This is a genomic window from Staphylococcus schweitzeri, assembly GCF_002902405.1.
GTDB classification, from domain to species: Bacteria; Bacillota; Bacilli; order Staphylococcales; family Staphylococcaceae; genus Staphylococcus; species Staphylococcus schweitzeri.
This window is the reverse complement of the sequence record NZ_PPQS01000014.1, coordinates 1-18,891: the sequence shown is the minus strand read 5'-3', so window position 1 is coordinate 18,891 and position 18,891 is coordinate 1. Positions and strand designations below refer to the sequence as shown.

The window sequence follows — 18,891 nt, the reverse complement described above, 5'->3', positions numbered from 1 at the left end:
TTCTCATTTAATTTTAATGTTAGATAGTTATAATAAATAGTAACGATTAAGAATTTTAGAAAAAAATGTTTTTTCTTGATCTATAACTAAATTTTAAGCAATGAATTTTATTCATTCAAATAGGAGAGTGAGATGTATGGTAACATTATTTACTTCACCAAGTTGCACATCTTGCCGTAAAGCGAAAGCATGGTTACAAGAACATGACATTCCGTATACGGAGCGTAATATTTTTTCTGAACATTTAACAATTGATGAAATTAAGCAAATATTAAAAATGACTGAAGACGGTACTGATGAAATCATTTCTACACGTTCTAAAACATACCAAAAATTAAATGTTGATATTGATTCACTACCATTACAAGATTTATATTCAATCATTCAAGATAATCCTGGCTTATTACGTCGTCCAATTATTTTAGATAATAAACGACTACAAGTTGGTTATAATGAGGACGAGATTCGACGTTTCTTACCTAGAAAAGTTCGTACGTTCCAATTACAAGAAGCACAACGTATGGTTGACTAATAACCATTTAACTATGTGTCATTACTTTACTAAAAGATATGTCAAGCAACGCTATTTATATAGTGTTGCTTTTTTGGCTTTTGTAAATGGATAAATTGTATTATGTTTAATGTTCATGTGTTATTTATTAAATATATGTGAGAGTATTTTGGATGAAACATTTCGCGTGATAATGTAAAATTAAATTAAGCAAGTGCTTTAATGCTTTAACTGTATAAATCATTTAAATAGTTTTGCTACAACGAATATGTTATTATAAGTTACCAAAATATTTTAGAGAAAGAAATCAAACAAATAAATTGTATTTTGTTTGATGCTTTAATACAATGTGGATACTATTCATCGACTGTAAGGAGTGAGATGATATGAGAATAGAACGAGTAGATGATACAACTGTAAAATTGTTTATAACATATAGCGATATCGAGGCCCGTGGATTTAGTCGTGAAGATTTATGGACAAATCGCAAACGTGGCGAAGAATTCTTTTGGTCAATGATGGATGAAATTAACGAAGAAGAAGATTTTGTTGTAGAAGGTCCATTATGGATTCAAGTACATGCCTTTGAAAAAGGTGTCGAAGTCACAATTTCTAAATCTAAAAATGAAGATATGATGAATATGTCTGATGATGATGCAACTGATCAATTTGATGAACAAGTTCAAGAATTGTTAGCTCAAACATTAGAAGGTGAAGATCAATTAGAAGAATTATTCGAGCAACGAACAAAAGAAAAAGAGGCTCAAGGTTCTAAACGTCAAAAGTCTTCAGCACGTAAAAATACAAGAACAATCATTGTGAAATTTAACGATTTAGAAGATGTTATTAATTATGCATATCATAGCAATCCAATAACTACAGAGTTTGAAGATTTGTTATATATGGTTGATGGTACTTATTATTATGCTGTACATTTTGATAGTCATGTTGATCAAGAGGTCATTAATGATAGTTACAGTCAATTGCTTGAATTTGCTTATCCAACAGACAGAACAGAAGTTTATTTAAATGACTATGCTAAAATAATTATGAGTCATAACGTAACAGCTCAAGTTCGACGTTATTTTCCAGAGACAACTGAATAACGATATTAATTAAGCAACGCACTATGAAAGGAGACTCTTTGGAGTCTCTTTTTTTATTGATTTCAAAAGCTGAAAAAGTAATAGTAGTTAAACTTACGTGTAATATTTTGAGGTGAAGATATGTTAGTAGCTTTAAATGAAGAAAAGGAACGCGTGTTAGCAACTACTGCATTGAGAAAGACACAATATTTTTGTCCGGTGTGTGGCAAGCAAGTTATTTTAAAGCGTGGGCTCAAAGTAATTAGTCATTTTGCACATAAACATTTAGCGGAACAAAAATGTTTTAATAATGAATCGATTAAACATTATAAAAGTAAATTGATTTTAGCACAGATGATACAGCAACAAGGATGTAAAGTAGAGATAGAGCCATTTTTAAAAGAAATAAAACAAATTCCGGATATTTTGATTAATAATAAATATGTTATTGAGCTACAGTATTCGCCAATTCCTTATAAACAGATTCTTCAACGAACGGAAGGTTTAAAGAAAATGGGATATAAAGTAAGTTGGTTATTAAATGATGTTGATTATTGTCATAATAAAGTGAAGTTCAATCATTTTCAAAGTATGTTTATTAATCCAATCACTCGAAAACTTCATACGTTCAATTTGGAAAATAAGCAAATATATAAATTTGATCTATTACAAAGTTTAGGTGGCAATAAGTATTTTGCGTATAAGACGAAAGACAGTATTAGTGAGTTGTATAATGAGGCGCCTTGTGATTATCATGCTGTTTATAAATTATCAAAGTTCGCAATTAATCAATATATCAAATATTGTCGCTGGCAAAATTCTGTTTTAGAACCGACTTTAAGTGCAATGTATCAGTTACAGTTAACTGATCAAGAAGTAGTGCACAATTATGGTTATATTTTTCCAGAGCAAATTTATATTGAAAATCATCCAATTGAGTGGCAATTACAAGTTGATTTATGGTTAAAGAATGGAAAAAGCAAATTTGTAAGTGACAATCTTAATTATTTTAAACTGAAAAAGTTTATTGTTGCTCTAGAAAGTAAAACAGCAATTATAGAAAAACTTATTAACAATTATTTAAATATTTATTCAGATAGAGGTAATGACGTGCAAATTTTGTTCTAAAATGAGAAAATTATATCAATTATATTTTATTAGGAGGTTTACTACATATGAGTCAACAATTATCGAGAGAAGAACAGGAACGTAAATATCCTGAATATACATGGGACTTAACAACAATTTTCAAAGATGATGAAGCTTTTGAGGCTGCATTTAAAGAAGTTGAAAATGAGTTAGGCAAAGAAGAACAATTTAAAGGACACATTGGTGATAGTGCTGAGACACTATACAATGCGTTAGAATTAGAAGATACATTAGGTACTAAATTAGAAAAAGTATATGTATACGCGCACCTAAAACAAGACCAAGATACAACGAACGACAAGTATACTGGTATGGAGTCAAGAGCACATCAATTAATTATTAAATTTAGCTCGGCATGGAGTTTCTTAGTGCCAGAGATTTTACAAATTGATGAAGATAAAATTCAATCATTTGTAAATTCATATGATAAATTACAAAAATTCGCATTTGATTTGAAGTTGATTAATGAAAAACGTCCTCATATTTTAGATGCTGAAACTGAAAAGTTATTAACAGAAGCGCAAGACGCGTTATCAACGCCATCAAATGTATACGGTATGTTTAGTAACGCTGATTTAGTATTTGAAGATGCGATTGATAAAGATGGAAATGCACACCCGTTAACACAAGGTACATTTATTAAGTATTTAGAATCAGATGATCGCAAACTAAGAGAAAGTGCTTTTAGAAATGTATATAAAGCATATGGTGCTCATAATAATACGCTTGGCGCTACGCTAGCAGGTGAAGTGAAGAAAAATGTATTTAATGCTCGTACACACAATTACAAAACTGCAAGAGAAAAAGCATTGAGTAATAATCATATACCAGAAAATGTATATGACAATCTAGTAAAAACTGTACATAAATATTTACCGTTGCTACATAGATATACTGAATTGCGCAAAGAATTGCTAGGTTTAGATGACTTGAAAATGTATGATTTATATACACCATTAATTAAAGATATTAAGTTTGAAATGCCTTATGAAGAAGCTAAAGAGTGGATGTTAAAAGCTTTAGAACCAATGGGTGAAGAATATTTAAATGTAGTTAAAGAAGGCTTAAACAATCGTTGGGTCGATGTTTATGAGAATAAAGGTAAACGTTCAGGTGGTTATTCATCAGGTGCACATTTAACTAATCCATTTATTCTACTTAACTGGTCTAATACTATTTCAGACTTATACACATTAGTTCATGAATTTGGACATTCAGCACATAGTTACTTCAGTAGAAAATTCCAACCGTCAAATTCTAGTGACTACACTATTTTTGTCGCTGAAGTTGCATCAACTTGTAACGAAGCACTCTTAAGTGATTACATGGATAAACACTTAGATGATGAAAAACGCTTATTATTATTAAATCAAGAATTAGAACGTTTCAGAGCTACATTATTCCGACAAACAATGTTCGCAGAATTTGAGCATAAAATTCATGCAATTGAAGAAGCAGGTGAACCATTAACGCCAACTAGAATGAATGAAGAATATGCCAAATTAAATAAATTGTACTTCGGTGATTCTGTAGAAACTGATGAAGATATTAGTAAGGAATGGTCACGTATTCCACACTTCTATATGAATTATTATGTATATCAATACGCAACTGGTTACAGTGCAGCTCAAAGCTTAAGTCATCAAATTTTAACAGAAGGTAAGCCAGCAGTTGATAGATATATTAATGAATTCTTGAAAAAAGGTAGCTCGAATTATCCAATTGAGATATTAAAAAATGCTGGTGTAGATATGACAACACCTGAACCAATTGAACAAGCTTGTGAAGTTTTTGAACAAAAATTGAACGCTTTTGAAAAATTAATGAAAGCTTAGTACTATTGTATTCGCTTACATTATGAACAGATTGTGACAATTTAAATTAAGTACTATTAAAAGGTTGAAATGGAAGAGATTGCGTGTTATATTATGAACATGAAATTAATCACATAACAAACATACCCCTTTGTTTGAAGTGAAAAATTTCTCCCATCCCCTTTGTTTAGCGTCGTGTATTCAGACACGACGTTTTTTTATGTTCTTTTTTAATAAGAGGGAAGTGGAGTTGTATAAAAATGTATTAAATATGCACTTTTTATACATTGACGATTAATATATGTCTATTATGTACCAAATTTATAATTTGTATAATTTTCGAACTGTTAAATTCGAAAAACATCACTAATATATTTAGATCGATGCGTAACATTACGTTCTAATAATTTAATGTTGCAAAATTAAGAGTCAATAAAAAGACCTCGTTACATTTATGGTGTACGAGGTCTTTAATATATTTATTTTGATTTGATTTTAGGCATTTTTGATTTCCAAAAGTCACCATCTGGATATTTAAGCTTTTCGATTTTTTGTTGAATAGCTAGTTTTTTTAATTCTTTGTTTAAAAGCTTTTCAGGCCATTCATAAATCGTTAATAATTCTTCCATCGTTACAAGTTGTTGTTGCTGAATATATGTTTCTAATTTAGGTGGAAGATTCTTTTCGATAGGTTTACCCATTAATTCGTTGATAATATAAGTATAAATATGATAAGGATATAAACCTTCGACTTTTAAGCCTTCTTCATGAACATCTTCACTAAAGAATACTAGGGAAGGGGCTTGTTCGATTTCCATTTCTCGTGCTATATGCAAATCTATTTTTAAGCTCTCTGTTAATTTGCTTTTTTGTAAGTCGTCTTTAAAAACTTCTAAATCAATACCAGCATTTTGGATACAATCACAAATCATTGATTCAGTAATGATATCACGTTTTGGTATGATTTCATTTTGCATTAAATGTATGAAACGTTCGGCACGCACACGACCTTGTAACTCAGCGGCTTTATATGCTAGAGCGATATTATCAAAGTTTGATGTACTTTGAGCCTGACATTTTGTTAATACCTTTAATGAAGGATTTAAAATATGTCTAATGCGTATATATTGATTATATTCAATTCTTAATTTTGATAAGATTGCTGATAATTTAAAGCAATCGGAGCTAAATGGATCGAAAAATGAATAAATCTCGATTTTACTTACAGGTGATAGATTAAAATCTTCACGACTCTTATTTTCCATTATTCGTAATTCTCCAGCCATGTTTATTCACCTACAATTAATTTTAGGAATTCACCATATGATTGGCAGTTAATCTTAAGCGCTCATACAAATAATCGCCCACACCATGTGGGAAGGCTGCCCGATTAATTGCGATATGCATATTTTCTAACCATGCATCCTTCTCGAATTCAGTGATAGTAAATTCCATATGTCTTTTTCTTAGCATTGGATGTCCATGTTCTGCTGTATACAAATCAGGACCACCCAAAAATTGTGTTAAAAATTGTTTTTGTTTACGACTTGTTTCTTCAAAATCTCCTGGAAATAGGTGATTAAGCCTATCGTCTTTTTCTACAAGGGTGTAAAAATAATCAATCATATCATATAATGCGTCTTTACCAATGATGTCATATGGCGTTGTTGTCATTTCATCACCCGTTTTTAAAAATTTAGTAACATTAATATTTATCGTTACGAACTTAACTTAATATATATCTAATATAACATGATTTGAAACATTTGAAAGAAATATGCATATTTGCCAATTTAATTTATATTGTTTGAAAGAGTTTCTTTTTTCTTAAAAAACCTTTGAACCTTATTTAATGGTTGTTTATGTTCAATGTTCAATTCATTTAATAAGCTTTGGAATTTTTGTAATCCTTGATCGTAATCTTTAACTTCGAATTCTAATTCATAATCTGTAGTACCTAAATATTCGCTTTTATCTAAAACCAGTAAATCATCTTTATATTGTGTTTCTTGTCGATAAGTTGTTAGTGATCCAAGAATTGATAAGGACTGGTCTTTAATGTCAAATTGATGAATCAAAATGTGACGAATGTCACTTGGAAGACTGTCATTTGAAATAATCAAGTTCATATCTGGTTTTATAGAGATGTTATGATTGTATTCCATTATTCCAACTTCAGCAGGTGTCTTTAATGTCATTTCAAATTGTTTGCCTTTAACTCGTATTCTTAATGCAGAATGATGTTGTTTTAATTTGAAATCAGGTGTATCAATATAATAATTGACTTGTTTAAATAATACGCTATCTTTAAAATATTTTTCTTGTAATGTCTCATAAATTGAGGCAGTTATCATTTGTTTGAATTCTATTTCATGATTAGTTGCCATGTTAGTTATACACCTCGTATCAAATTCAATTTATCTTAACTATATTATGAATGACAAGGTTGAATTTTAAAAGTAATTTCATTTATCCGATATCAAAGTTAATTTGCCAGTTAAAAATAGAGTTCGTAAGTGTTTTGTGTAATTGAATTATGTTAAAATGTTATGGAATAAGGAGGAGTAAGCATGCGTTTATATATTAATGAAATAAAAATCAAAGATGATACACTTTATTGTTATACAGATGATTCTATTGAAGGACTAACTGAAATAGGACAAATGCTTGTTGATAGTGATAATTATGCTTTTGCATATACATTGGATGATGGTAAAGCGTATGCTTATCTGATTTTCGTTCAAGAAACATGGACTATGTTACACGAAAATATGACTAAAAAAATCATTATCAATGATAAATTAGAATTAACGGAATTTCACCAAGAGTTGTCATATATTTTAGAAAATATTAAAGGGAATAATAACTACGGTAAAGAATTTGTAGCAACCGTTGAAGATACTTTCGACATAGAATAAAGCGGGGTGAAGCACTATGAATCAATGGGATCAGTTCTTAACACCTTATAAGCAAGCAGTTGATGAATTAAAGGTAAAGCTTAAAGGTATGCGCAAACAATATGAAATAGGAGAACAAGCATCTCCAATTGAGTTTGTAACTGGACGTGTTAAGCCAATCTCTAGCATTATAGATAAGGCGAATAAACGAAGTATACCATTTGATAGGTTAAGAGAAGAAATGTACGATATCGCAGGCCTAAGAATGATGTGCCAATTTGTTGAAGATATAGATGTAGTTGTTAATATATTAAGACAAAGAAAAGATTTTAAAGTGGTTGAAGAACGAGATTATATACGTAACACTAAAGAAAGTGGCTATCGTTCGTATCATGTCATTATCGAATATCCAATCGAGACATTACACGGGCAAAAATTTATATTAGCTGAGATTCAGATTCGTACGTTGGCAATGAATTTTTGGGCTACAATTGAACACACATTGAGATATAAGTATGATGGTGCATACCCTGATGAAATCCAACATCGTCTAGAAAGAGCGGCGGAAGCAGCGTATTTACTCGATGAAGAAATGTCTGAAATTAAAGATGAGATTCAAGAAGCACAGAAATATTATACTCAGAAGCGTTCGAAAAAACATGAAAATGATTAACGAGGTGTAGTAAATCATGCGTTATACAATTTTAACTAAAGGTGATTCTAAGTCCAATGCTTTAAAGCATAAAATGATGAATTATATGAAAGATTTTCGCATGATTGAAGATAGTGAAAATCCTGAAATAGTTATATCAGTTGGCGGAGATGGTACGTTATTACAAGCTTTTCATCAATATAGCCATATGTTATCTAAAGTGGCATTTGTTGGTGTGCATACAGGTCATTTAGGATTTTATGCTGATTGGTTACCTCATGAAGTGGAAAAATTAATTATCGAAATTAATAATTCAGAGTTTCAAGTTATTGAATATCCTCTACTTGAAATCATCGTGAGGTATAATGACAATGGCTATGAAACTAGATACTTAGCTTTAAATGAAGCAACGATGAAAACTGAAAATGGTTCAACGCTTGTTGTAGATGTAAATTTGAGAGGTAAACATTTTGAACGTTTTAGAGGTGACGGTTTATGTATATCAACACCATCAGGTTCAACAGCTTACAATAAAGCTTTAGGTGGTGCATTGATTCATCCATCACTTGAAGCAATGCAGATTACTGAAATTGCTTCTATTAATAATAGAGTATTTAGAACAGTAGGTTCACCTTTAGTTTTACCTAAGCATCATACATGTTTAATATCACCAGTTAATCATGATACGATTCGAATGACGATTGACCATGTTAGTATCAAACATAAAAATGTTAATTCAATTCAATATCGTGTTGCGAATGAAAAAGTAAGATTTGCACGCTTCAGACCGTTCCCATTTTGGAAACGTGTTCATGATTCGTTTATTTCAAGTGATGAAGCACGATGAAATTTACATATCAAATAACGCAGCAGGAAACTGTTAAAACATTTTTAGCACGACATGACTTTTCTAAGAAGACAGTGAGCGCCATTAAACAAAATGGCGCTTTAATTGTTAACGGTCAGCATGTAACTGTTAGAAAAGTATTAATGCCAGAAGATACACTAGTCATTCATTTACCTCGAGAAATTCATAGTAGCAATTTAATTCCATTTCATCGACCAATAGAAATTATATATGAAGATGATTATATCATCCTCGTTACTAAACCAAACAATCAAAATTGTACGCCATCTAGAGAGCATCCACATGAAAGTTTAATCGAACAAGTATTACATTATTGTCAAGATAAAGGGGAGAATATAAATCCTCATATTGTTACCCGTTTAGATCGGGATACAACAGGTATCGTGATTTTTGCAAAATATGGACATATCCATCATTTATTTTCTAAAGTAAAATTAGAAAAAGTATATACTTGTCTTGCAAATGGTAAAACAAAATTAAATGACGTTATTGAAGCGAATATTAGGCGTTCAAGTGATAGTATTATAACGCGAGAGGTTTCAGAGGATGGAAAATACGCCAAAACTTCATATGAGGTCTTAACTCAAAATGATAACTATAGTTTATGTAAAGTGTATTTGCATACAGGAAGAACACATCAAATACGCGTACATTTTCAATATATTGGTCATTCTATAGTTGGAGATTCATTGTATGGTGGAAGCCATGAACGGGTTCAAGGTCAAACATTACAATGTACCCAAGTGAATTTTGTCCATCCAATCACTAACAAAGACATTGAAATTACAATTGATTATAAAAATTTGCTGAATTTATTTAATGAACTTTGAATGACACAGGGGGTGTAAATTTGTCTATGAACACAGAAGATAGAGAGCGCGTTCAAGATGAGATTTACAATAAAACATTATTAGATCAATACTTAGAAAATAATGATATTGATCAATTTAGAGAAGAATTTCTGTCGTTGCACAATTATGAACAAAGTGAGTATTTTGAAGATACAACGGATGAAAATAGACAAAAGATTTTCCAATATTTATCTCCAGAAGAAGTTGCAAGTTTCTTTGACCAATTAGGCATTGATGATGATGAGTATGAAACACTATTTGATAAAATGAATGCAACTTATGCTAGTCATATTTTAGAAGATATGTCCTATGATAATGCGGTAGACATTTTAAATGAATTAACTAAACCTAAGGTTGCGAGTCTTTTAACATTGATGAATAAAGACGATGCCAATGAAATTAAAGCATTACTTCATTACGATGAGGATACAGCGGGCGGTATTATGACGACCGAGTATCTATCACTTAAAGCACATACTCCAGTTAAAGAAGCATTGTTATTAGTTAAAGCACAAGCGCCAGACGCAGAGACTATTTATGTAATTTTTGTAGTTGATGACTCAGGTAAATTAGTAGGAGTTTTATCATTAAGAGATTTAATTGTTGCTGAAAATGATGCTTATATTGAGGATATTATGAATGAGCGTGTAATTAGTGTTAATGTGGCTGATGACCAAGAAGATGTCGCACAAATTATGCGAGATTATGACTTTATGGCAGTACCAGTTATAGATTATCAAGATCATTTATTAGGTATTATTACAATTGATGATATTTTAGATGTAATGGATGAAGAAGCGAGTGAAGACTATTCAAGGTTAGCGGGGGTTTCGGATATTGACTCTACTAATGATTCAATTGTAAAGACTGCTATGAAACGTTTGCCGTGGCTTATTATTTTAACCTTTTTAGGTATGATTACAGCTACAATTTTAGGTCGTTTCGAAAAAACATTAGAAAATGTTGCGCTACTTGCAGCGTTTATTCCAATTATTAGTGGGATGTCAGGGAATTCTGGTACACAATCGTTAGCCGTTTCAGTTCGTAATATATCTACCGGAGAAATTAATGAACAAAGTAAGTTTAAAATTGCTATACGAGAAGCGGGTAGTGGTGTATTATCAGGTGTTGTTTGTGCTACGATTTTATTTACAATTATTGTAGCAATTTATCATCAGCCGCTTTTAGCATTAATTGTTGCAGGTAGTTTAACTTGTGCGATGACTGTGGGGACTTTTGTAGGTTCGATGATTCCATTGTTAATGAATAAATTAAATATTGATCCAGCCGTAGCAAGTGGACCATTTATTACTACAATCAATGATATTATAAGTATGTTAATTTATTTTGGTTTAGCTACATCATTTATGGCTTACTTAATTTAAGGAGGAGTTATGGAGTTTTTATCTTTAGTTATTGTCGTGTTAGCAGCGTTTTTAACTCCAATAATTGTCAATCGATTAAATATTAATTTCTTGCCAGTTGTTGTTGCAGAAATATTAATGGGGATTGTCATAGGAAATTCCTTTTTAAATATAGTTGAAAGGGATTCTATTTTAAATATTTTATCTACGTTAGGTTTTATCTTTTTAATGTTTTTAAGTGGATTAGAAATAGATTTTAAAGCATTTAAAAAAGATAAACGTGGTCGTCAAGGACATAATGATGAAGAAACATCAATTCCAGGTCACTTGAACTTAGCACTTACAGTATTTGCTTTAATTATGATTATTTCAATTTTCTTAGCATATGTCTTTAAATGGTTGGGCTTAGTTGATGATGTATTATTGATGGTCATTATTATTTCAACAATTTCACTAGGTGTTGTTGTGCCGACATTGAAAGAAATGAATATTATGCGAACTACAATAGGTCAATTTATATTACTTGTTGCAGTGCTTGCAGATTTAGTAACAATGATTTTATTAACAGTGTATGGTGCAATTAATGGTCAAGGTGGAAGTACAATTTGGTTAATTGGCATACTCGTTGTTTTCACAGCAATCTCATATATTTTAGGGGTTCAATTTAAGCGTATGTCATTTTTACAAAAACTGATGGATGGTACGACACAAATAGGTATTCGTGCAGTATTTGCTTTAATTATTTTATTAGTAGCATTAGCAGAAGGTGTTGGAGCTGAAAATATATTAGGTGCATTTTTAGCCGGTGTTGTCGTGTCACTATTAAACCCGGATGAAGAAATGGTGGAAAAACTAGATTCATTCGGTTATGGATTCTTTATACCGATATTCTTCATAATGGTTGGCGTGGATTTAAACATACCTTCGTTAATTAAAGAACCTAAATTACTAATTATTATACCAATATTAATAATTGCATTTATTATTTCAAAATTAATACCAGTCATGTATATAAGACGATGGTTTGATATGAAAACGACGATTGCATCTGCATTTTTATTAACGTCAACGCTGTCACTCGTGATTGCTGCGGCTAAAATCTCTGAAAGATTAAATGCTATTTCATCTGAAACATCAGGTATTTTAATACTAAGTGCTGTAATTACATGTGTATTCGTTCCGATTATTTTCAAAAAACTATTTCCAATTCCAGATGAATTTAACCGTAAAATTGAAGTTAGTTTAATAGGTAAAAACCAGCTAACAATACCGATTGCTCAAAATTTAACATCTCAATTGTATGATGTGACTTTATATTATCGAAAAGATTTAAGTGATCGTCGTCAACTATCTGATGAAATTACAATGATTGAAATTGCAGATTATGAGCAAGATGTTTTAGAAAGATTAGGTTTATTTGATCGTGATATAGTAGTATGTGCAACAAATGATGATGATATTAACCGAAAAGTTGCTATGTTAGCAAAAAATCATCAAGTTCAACGAGTCATTTGTAGATTAGAAAGTACATCTGATGATACGGAATTAGTCGAAGCTGGTATAGAAATTTTCAGTAGTTATTTAAGTAATAAAATATTATTAAAAGGTTTAATAGAAACACCTAACATGTTGAATTTATTAAGTAATGTTGAAACATCACTATATGAAATCCAAATGTTAAATTATAAATATGAAAATATTCAATTACGAAATTTCCCATTTGGTGGCGATATTATCTTCGTTCGTATCATTAGAAATAATGAATCGATTGTACCACATGGTGATACTCAATTACGTTATGGTGACCGACTAATTGTTACTGGTGCTAAAGAATACGTTGATGAGTTGAAACAAGAATTAGAATTTTATTATTAAAATATTATAAATGAAGCATTTCCAATTACATTAATTAAAAATGTAAGCTATGCGTTGCTTCAAATCTAATATTTATACTGCCAAAACGTTTAAATAACTTTATTAAAAAGTCATAATAGTGTTAAAATGTAATGACGAATAAAAAGTTATTAAAAACAGGGATATGTTATTCTACCCGTTAAATTCATTATATTAAGGAGTTATCTTACATGTTAAATCTTGAAAACAAAACATATGTCATTATGGGAATTGCTAATAAGCGTAGCATTGCTTTTGGCGTAGCAAAAGTTTTAGACGAATTAGGTGCGAAATTAGTATTTACTTATCGTAAAGAACGTAGTCGCAAAGAGCTTGAAAAGTTATTAGAACAATTAAATCAACCTGAAGCACATTTATATCAAATAGATGTTCAAAGTGATGAAGAAGTGATTAATGGTTTTGCACAAATTGGAAAAGATGTAGGTAATATTGATGGTGTTTACCACTCAATCGCATTTGCCAATATGGAAGATTTACGTGGACGTTTTTCTGAAACATCTCGCGAAGGTTTCTTATTAGCGCAAGACATTAGTTCGTATTCATTAACGATTGTTGCTCATGAAGCTAAAAAATTAATGCCTGAAGGTGGTAGCATTGTTGCTACAACTTATTTAGGTGGCGAATTTGCGGTTCAAAATTACAATGTTATGGGTGTTGCTAAAGCAAGCTTAGAAGCAAATGTTAAATATTTAGCTTTAGATTTAGGTCCAGATAACATTCGTGTGAATGCCATTTCTGCAGGTCCTATTCGTACATTAAGTGCAAAAGGTGTGGGTGGATTCAATACAATCCTTAAAGAAATTGAAGAACGTGCACCATTAAAACGAAACGTTGATCAAGTAGAAGTAGGTAAAACAGCAGCCTACTTATTAAGTGACTTATCAAGTGGTGTTACAGGTGAAAATATTCATGTAGATAGCGGATTCCATGCAATTAAATAATTTATAAACAAATAAGCTTTGTTCATTCTATATAGAGTGATCAAAGCTTTTTATTATTGTTAAAAAAATCACTTCAAAAGTTGAAATGGATACTTTTGAAGTGAATAAGTTTTGTTAATGTTATTTAAAAGAATTGATGGATTAGTCTTTAACATTGCTATTTGCTTTATCCATAATACGTTGTCTATATTTAAAAATATTACTAACAACCGTTTTTAAGACAGCGTATAATGGAACTGCAATTAGGATTAATGTAAATCCACCTAAATCACCAGCTGCTAAAATAACAACAATTATTGTTAATGGATGAATGCTTAAAGATTTACCCATAACATTAGGTGTAATGACATTACCTTCAAGCTGATGTGCGATTAAAGTTATAATACATACCCATATAAATGTAGTTGGGCTGTCGATAATTCCTAGGATAGCTGCTGGTGCAAAAGATAACCATGAGCCTAAAAATGGGATTAAGTTGGCTACCCCTGCAAATAAAACCAATAATGGAATATAAGGTAAGTCAATAATAGAATATCCTATATATAAAAATATACCTAATATAACACTGACAGTAACTTGACCTTGGATATATGATTTTAATGTAAAGTTTAAATCAGTTAATAAATCTACGAAAAATACTTTACGTTCACCTTTGAAAAATTTAGCAACAGCTGGGATAAATTTTTCATGGTCTTTTAACATGTAAATTAAGAAGAATGGAACCATAATCAATAAGAAGATGGTTGAAATTAATGATGTAATATATTGTAACGAATTAGATAAAATATTAGTTACACCATCGCCCATAGATTTAACCATATTAGTTATTCTACTTGTTACATCTTCAGGTAATTTATCCATTTGAGCTAGGGCGAATTTAATAATTTGTTCTGCTTCTTTTTGTAGGGCAGGTGTTTGACTAATTAAATTGTTGATATTTGAAATAATGATTGGTGCAACAAATGCAACAATTAAGCCGATAATAGCAAACAAAGCTAACATGATTGTTGTAATACTAGCCCATCTTGGGAAGCCGACTTTTTCTAGTAGATTTTGAAAAGGCAGACAGATATAAAATAAAAATCCACTAATTAAAAATGGAAGAAATACAGAACCGATGATTGTAGCAATTGGAGTAAATACTTCGTGCACTTCCATAAATAGTTTGATGAGTATGAACAGCATAATCAATGCTATGCCAGTTCGAAACCAAACTTTGTTTAACATAAACGATGTTCCTCCTATTTTTCTAAACTTAGTTACTATTTAGTATATCCTAAATAGCAGTGCTTAAAAAGGTTAATATTTTTTAATCCACTTAAATTAACCATGCACTTTCTCTTTTAAGATATTTACTTTCTATAGTTTGTGCAATTTTACAATGACTTACATGTCTGTAAATGGAACAAACCGTACTAATTTGTATGAATAACTTATTTTAATATTAAACGTGTTTATATAATTAAATTATTACGCTCTTATTTATAAGAATATTCTGAAAAAATATTGAAGTGGATCGTGCTTAATCGTATAATATTTTTATGTTTAAACAATAGGGGGAATCTTATGATTGAAAAATTAGTAACCTTTTTAAATGAGGTTGTTTGGAGTAAACCATTAGTTTATGGTTTACTAATTACTGGTGTGTTATTTACATTGCGCATGCGCTTTTTTCAAGTTAGACATTTTAAAGAAATGATTCGATTGATGTTTCAAGGAGAGAAATCTCCAAATGGAATCTCAAGTTTTCAAGCGATTGCCATGTCATTAGCAGGAAGAGTTGGAACAGGTAATATTGTCGGTGTATCTACTGCAATATTTATAGGAGGGCCTGGTGCAGTATTTTGGATGTGGATTACTGCGTTTTTAGGTGCAAGTAGTGCTTTTATTGAATCTACACTTGGTCAAATATTCAAGAGAGTTGAAAATAATGAATATCGTGGTGGACCAGCGTACTATATTGAATATGGTATTGGTGGTAAATTTGGTAAAATTTACGGAATTATCTTTGCAATTGTTACCATTGTATCTGTAGGTTTATTACTTCCAGGTGTGCAATCAAATGCAATCGCAAGTTCAATGCATAACGCGATTCATGTGCCACAATGGATTATGGGTGGTATTGTTGTAGTTATTTTGGGATTAATTATTTTTGGTGGTGTACGTAGCATTGCCAATGTTGCAACAGCCGTTGTGCCATTTATGGCAATTATTTACATACTAATGGCTGTCATTATCATTTGTATCAATATACAAGAAGTGCCAGCGTTATTTGCATTAATTTTCAAATCAGCATTTGGATTACAATCTGCTTTTGGTGGTATCGTTGGCGCAATGATAGAGATTGGTGTTAAACGTGGATTATACTCAAATGAGGCTGGTCAAGGTACAGGTCCACACGCAGCAGCGGCAGCAGAAGTATCACATCCAAGTAAACAAGGTCTAGTACAAGCATTTTCAGTATACATTGATACATTATTTGTATGTACTGCAACAGCATTAATTATATTAATTTCTGGGACATATAATGTTACAGATGGCAAGGTTAATGAGAACGGAACACCGCATTTAATTAAAGATAGTGGAATCTATGTTGAAAATGCAAATGGTAAAGACTATTCAGGTACTGCAATGTATGCACAAGCAGGTATTGATAAAGCATTCCATGGTAGTGGATACCATTTTGATCCATCATTCTCAGGTATTGGGTCATACTTTATAGCATTTGCCTTATTCTTTTTTGCATTTACCACAATTTTATCGTATTACTATATTACGGAAACCAATGTTGCTTATTTAACGCGTAATCAAAATAATCAAGTTTCAAACATATTTATTAATATTGCACGAGTGATTATTTTATTTGCTACATTTTACGGTGCAATTAAAACAGCTGATGTAGCATGGGCATTCGGTGATTTAGGTGTAGGCTTAATGGCTTGGTTAAATATCATTGCGATTTGGATATTACACAAACCTGCTGTGAACGCTTTAAAAGATTATGAAATACAAAAGAAACATTTGGGAAGCGGTTATAATGCAGTTTATGAACCGGATCCGAAGAAATTGCCTAATGCTATCTTTTGGTTGAAGACGTATCCAGAACGTTTAAAACAAGCACGTGCCAAAAAGTAATCTACTTTTGTTTATAGTATATGTAGTGATCATTTGATAAAAAAGAAACAGCATTGATAATTTTAGGTGCTCAGAAATTTGAATTTTAAAAATATAGTGTCTCTTGGTACAATAACAATACAACTACTAGGGGGCACTTTTTTATGTCAGAATTTAAAACTGGTAAGATTAATAAACATGTTTTATATAGTAATATTTTAAATAGAGATGTCACGTTAAGTATTTATTTACCTGAGACATATAATCAACTTATAAAGTATAATGTTATTATTTGCTTTGACGGATTAGATTTTTTGCGTTTCGGGCGAATACAACGTACATATGAAGCATTAAATAAAGAATCGCGTATTGATGATGCGATTATCGTTGGATTTCATTATGAAGACGTTGATAAACGTAGAGAAGAATTTCATCCACAAGGAAGTCGGTCACATTTAACAATACAGTCAGTTGGAAAAGAAGTCTTACCATTTATTGATTCAACCTTTTCTACACTGAAAGTGGGTAATGCAAGGCTATTAATTGGTGATAGTTTAGCCGGTAGTATCGCCTTTTTAACGGCTTTGACCTATCCAACGATTTTTAGTCGTGTAGCAATGTTAAGTCCACATTCAGATGAAAAAGTATTAGATAAGCTAAATCAAAGTGCTAATAAAGAGCAATTGACGATTTGGCATGTCGTTGGTAAAGAAGAAAAAGATTTCACTTTACCAACAAATGGTAAGCGTGCCGATTTTTTAACACCGAATAGAGTATTAGCTGAACAAATTAAGAAATATAATATAACTTATTATTACGATGAATTTGAAGGTGGTCACCAATGGAAAGATTGGAAACCATTGCTGTCAGATATATTATTGTATTTTTTAAGTAAAGACACAGATGATCAACTATATGAATAATTTACATTAGTAGATTTAGTATGAAATGTCTTCATATAGTCTGGTCTATATTATAATTTATAAAAGATTTTACTGTTTAATTTAATTTAAATTTGTCGAAATTGCAAAATATGTATAATGAATTATTTTTAATGTAACGGTTTTCAAAGAAATTTGATATAATAGCAATAGGTTAAACAAAGGAGGAATTCAGATGATTTTAGGATTAGCATTAATTCCATCAAAGTCATTTCAAGAAGCGGTGGATTCTTACCGTAAAAGATATGATAAACAGTATTCACGAATTAAACCACATGTGACAATTAAAGCGCCATTTGAAATTGAAGATGGTGATTTAGATTCTGTCATTGAACAGGTTAGAGCTCGTATTAATGGTATACCAGCAGTAGAAGTTCATGCTACAAAAGCTTCTAGCTTCAAACCAACGAACAATGTGATTTACTTTAAAGTTGCGAAAACGGACGACTTAGAAGAATTGTTTAATCGCTTTAATGGAGAAGATTTCTATGGAGAAGCTGAACATGTTTTTGTGCCACACTTTACAATAGCACAAGGACTATCTAGCCAAGAATTCGAAGATATTTTTGGTCAAGTAGCATTAGCTGGGGTAGACCATAAAGAAATTATCGATGAATTAACTTTGTTACGTTTTGACGATGACGAAGATAAATGGAAAGTTATTGAAACGTTTAAATTAGCTTAAGTAACATAATAGTATTGTTAATCGTAGTATGTTTGAATTAATAAGAAAATGAGGCTGGGACATAAATCCCTAAAAAAACAGCAGTAAGATAATTTTCAATTAGAA

The 18,891-nt window shown here is 30.9% G+C and carries 18 protein-coding genes; 14 read left to right on the top strand and 4 right to left on the bottom strand.

Annotation, left to right across the window (positions count from 1 at the left end; all coding sequences use genetic code 11):
• Positions 1-136: 136 nt before the first annotated feature.
• The 4 genes from spxA (at position 137) to pepF (ending at position 4,580) form a co-directional block, all read left to right on the top strand.
• On the top strand, positions 137-532 hold the full coding sequence (gene spxA / locus CD116_RS03315) for a transcriptional regulator SpxA (protein WP_000258003.1): 396 nt from the start codon (positions 137-139) through the stop codon (positions 530-532).
• Between the two features lie 365 nt (positions 533-897).
• On the top strand, positions 898-1,617 hold the full coding sequence (mecA, locus tag CD116_RS03310) for an adaptor protein MecA (RefSeq protein WP_001217728.1): 720 nt from the start codon (positions 898-900) through the stop codon (positions 1,615-1,617).
• A 120-nt stretch (positions 1,618-1,737) separates the two neighbouring features.
• Positions 1,738-2,724, top strand: a complete 987-nt coding sequence (locus tag CD116_RS03305) for a competence protein CoiA (protein WP_047551220.1) — start codon at positions 1,738-1,740, stop codon at positions 2,722-2,724.
• Between the two features lie 47 nt (positions 2,725-2,771).
• Positions 2,772-4,580, top strand: a complete 1,809-nt coding sequence (gene pepF, locus CD116_RS03300; protein WP_000082725.1) for an oligoendopeptidase F — start codon at positions 2,772-2,774, stop codon at positions 4,578-4,580.
• Positions 4,581-5,038: 458 nt separating this feature from the next.
• On the opposite strand, the gene yjbH is transcribed toward pepF, so the two are convergent.
• The 3 genes from yjbH to CD116_RS03285 form a co-directional block, all read right to left on the bottom strand.
• Positions 5,039-5,845: a protease adaptor protein YjbH gene (gene yjbH, locus CD116_RS03295; protein WP_031787339.1), complete on the bottom strand. Its 807-nt coding sequence runs from the start codon at positions 5,843-5,845 to the stop codon at positions 5,039-5,041.
• Positions 5,846-5,867: 22 nt separating this feature from the next.
• Complete coding sequence (locus tag CD116_RS03290; RefSeq protein WP_047424698.1) at positions 5,868-6,233, bottom strand: truncated hemoglobin YjbI; 366 nt, start codon at positions 6,231-6,233, stop codon at positions 5,868-5,870.
• Between the two features lie 119 nt (positions 6,234-6,352).
• A complete protein-coding gene (locus CD116_RS03285; protein ID WP_047551226.1) occupies positions 6,353-6,946 on the bottom strand; it encodes a CYTH domain-containing protein in 594 nt (197 codons plus the stop codon).
• 183 nt (positions 6,947-7,129) lie between these two features.
• Between CD116_RS03285 and CD116_RS03280 the strand changes: the two genes are divergently transcribed.
• From CD116_RS03280 to fabI, 7 genes are all read left to right on the top strand, one after another.
• A complete protein-coding gene (locus CD116_RS03280) occupies positions 7,130-7,477 on the top strand; it encodes a UPF0738 family protein (RefSeq protein ID WP_047424702.1) in 348 nt (115 codons plus the stop codon).
• 16 nt (positions 7,478-7,493) lie between these two features.
• Positions 7,494-8,129: a GTP diphosphokinase gene (yjbM, locus tag CD116_RS03275; protein ID WP_047551229.1), complete on the top strand. Its 636-nt coding sequence runs from the start codon at positions 7,494-7,496 to the stop codon at positions 8,127-8,129.
• Between the two features lie 16 nt (positions 8,130-8,145).
• Entirely contained in the window at positions 8,146-8,955 is an 810-nt protein-coding gene (locus CD116_RS03270) for an NAD kinase (RefSeq protein WP_047447638.1), read from the top strand.
• Positions 8,952-9,806 (top strand): RluA family pseudouridine synthase, encoded by an 855-nt coding sequence (locus CD116_RS03265; protein ID WP_047424708.1) that lies wholly within the window; start codon positions 8,952-8,954, stop codon positions 9,804-9,806. Before CD116_RS03270 ends, CD116_RS03265 begins: the two co-directional genes overlap by 4 nt.
• 20 nt (positions 9,807-9,826) lie before the next feature.
• Entirely contained in the window at positions 9,827-11,212 is a 1,386-nt protein-coding gene (mgtE, locus tag CD116_RS03260; RefSeq protein ID WP_047551233.1) for a magnesium transporter, read from the top strand.
• Between the two features lie 9 nt (positions 11,213-11,221).
• Positions 11,222-13,066: a monovalent cation:proton antiporter family protein gene (locus CD116_RS03255; RefSeq protein WP_047551236.1), complete on the top strand. Its 1,845-nt coding sequence runs from the start codon at positions 11,222-11,224 to the stop codon at positions 13,064-13,066.
• Between the two features lie 209 nt (positions 13,067-13,275).
• Positions 13,276-14,046, top strand: coding sequence for an enoyl-ACP reductase FabI (gene fabI, locus CD116_RS03250; RefSeq protein WP_000933190.1), 771 nt, complete (start codon positions 13,276-13,278; stop codon positions 14,044-14,046).
• Positions 14,047-14,187: 141 nt separating this feature from the next.
• Here the strand turns inward: fabI and cozEa are convergent, their stop codons facing one another.
• Complete coding sequence (gene cozEa / locus CD116_RS03245) at positions 14,188-15,273, bottom strand: lipoteichoic acid biosynthesis protein CozEa (protein WP_047531328.1); 1,086 nt, start codon at positions 15,271-15,273, stop codon at positions 14,188-14,190.
• Positions 15,274-15,612: 339 nt separating this feature from the next.
• On the opposite strand from cozEa, the gene CD116_RS03240 reads away from it, so the two are divergent.
• The 3 genes from CD116_RS03240 (at position 15,613) to CD116_RS03230 (ending at position 18,786) form a co-directional block, all read left to right on the top strand.
• Complete coding sequence (locus CD116_RS03240) at positions 15,613-17,181, top strand: alanine/glycine:cation symporter family protein (RefSeq protein ID WP_047531330.1); 1,569 nt, start codon at positions 15,613-15,615, stop codon at positions 17,179-17,181.
• 143 nt (positions 17,182-17,324) lie between these two features.
• Entirely contained in the window at positions 17,325-18,083 is a 759-nt protein-coding gene (locus CD116_RS03235; protein WP_047551239.1) for an esterase family protein, read from the top strand.
• Between the two features lie 193 nt (positions 18,084-18,276).
• Entirely contained in the window at positions 18,277-18,786 is a 510-nt protein-coding gene (locus tag CD116_RS03230) for a YjcG family protein (protein ID WP_000600387.1), read from the top strand.
• Positions 18,787-18,891: the final 105 nt, after the last annotated feature.

Excerpts from the sequence above, each read along its gene's own strand:
- CD116_RS03265 (WP_047424708.1), top strand. The coding sequence starts at position 8,952 with ATGAAATTTACATATCAAATAACGCAGCAGGAAACTGTTAAAACATTT.
- cozEa (WP_047531328.1), bottom strand. The coding sequence starts at position 15,273 with ATGTTAAACAAAGTTTGGTTTCGAACTGGCATAGCATTGATTATGCTG.
- yjbH (WP_031787339.1), bottom strand. The coding sequence starts at position 5,845 with ATGGCTGGAGAATTACGAATAATGGAAAATAAGAGTCGTGAAGATTTT.
- yjbM (WP_047551229.1), top strand. The coding sequence starts at position 7,494 with ATGAATCAATGGGATCAGTTCTTAACACCTTATAAGCAAGCAGTTGAT.
- fabI (WP_000933190.1), top strand. The coding sequence starts at position 13,276 with ATGTTAAATCTTGAAAACAAAACATATGTCATTATGGGAATTGCTAAT.
- CD116_RS03255 (WP_047551236.1), top strand. The coding sequence starts at position 11,222 with ATGGAGTTTTTATCTTTAGTTATTGTCGTGTTAGCAGCGTTTTTAACT.
- spxA (WP_000258003.1), top strand. The coding sequence starts at position 137 with ATGGTAACATTATTTACTTCACCAAGTTGCACATCTTGCCGTAAAGCG.
- CD116_RS03290 (WP_047424698.1), bottom strand. The coding sequence starts at position 6,233 with ATGACAACAACGCCATATGACATCATTGGTAAAGACGCATTATATGAT.
- CD116_RS03305 (WP_047551220.1), top strand. The coding sequence starts at position 1,738 with ATGTTAGTAGCTTTAAATGAAGAAAAGGAACGCGTGTTAGCAACTACT.
- CD116_RS03235 (WP_047551239.1), top strand. The coding sequence starts at position 17,325 with ATGTCAGAATTTAAAACTGGTAAGATTAATAAACATGTTTTATATAGT.
- CD116_RS03240 (WP_047531330.1), top strand. The coding sequence starts at position 15,613 with ATGATTGAAAAATTAGTAACCTTTTTAAATGAGGTTGTTTGGAGTAAA.
- pepF (WP_000082725.1), top strand. The coding sequence starts at position 2,772 with ATGAGTCAACAATTATCGAGAGAAGAACAGGAACGTAAATATCCTGAA.
- CD116_RS03270 (WP_047447638.1), top strand. The coding sequence starts at position 8,146 with ATGCGTTATACAATTTTAACTAAAGGTGATTCTAAGTCCAATGCTTTA.
- CD116_RS03280 (WP_047424702.1), top strand. The coding sequence starts at position 7,130 with ATGCGTTTATATATTAATGAAATAAAAATCAAAGATGATACACTTTAT.
- mecA (WP_001217728.1), top strand. The coding sequence starts at position 898 with ATGAGAATAGAACGAGTAGATGATACAACTGTAAAATTGTTTATAACA.
- CD116_RS03230 (WP_000600387.1), top strand. The coding sequence starts at position 18,277 with ATGATTTTAGGATTAGCATTAATTCCATCAAAGTCATTTCAAGAAGCG.
- CD116_RS03285 (WP_047551226.1), bottom strand. The coding sequence starts at position 6,946 with ATGGCAACTAATCATGAAATAGAATTCAAACAAATGATAACTGCCTCA.